We start from the raw sequence: 295 nt of genomic DNA, 5'->3' as shown, positions 1-295 counted from the left end.
CTGCCTCCCGTAGGAGTCTGGGCCGTGTCTCAGTCCCAATGTGGCCGGTCACCCTCTCAGGTCGGCTACTGATCGTTGGCTTGGTAGGCCGTTACCCCACCAACTACCTAATCAGACGCGGGTCCATCTCATACCACCGGAGTTTTTACCACTGTACCATGCGGTACTGTGGTCTTATGCGGTATTAGCAGTCATTTCTAACTGTTATCCCCCTGTATGAGGCAGGTTACCCACGCGTTACTCACCCGTCCGCCGCTCAGTCAAATCACTCCTCATCCGAAGAATCGAAGTAAAG

1 rRNA gene is annotated in these 295 nt (G+C 54.2%); it reads right to left on the bottom strand.

Features of this window, described 5'->3' with window-relative positions:
• Positions 1-295, bottom strand: a 16S ribosomal RNA gene (locus tag ACQRBN_RS17470); the annotation flags it as partial.

The sequence above is a fragment of the Bariatricus sp. SGI.154 genome (genome assembly GCF_050313795.1).
Taxonomy (GTDB): domain Bacteria; phylum Bacillota; class Clostridia; order Lachnospirales; family Lachnospiraceae; genus CAMBRQ01.
Note: the sequence above shows the minus strand (reverse complement) of the source record. Positions and strands in the feature narration are given on the sequence as shown.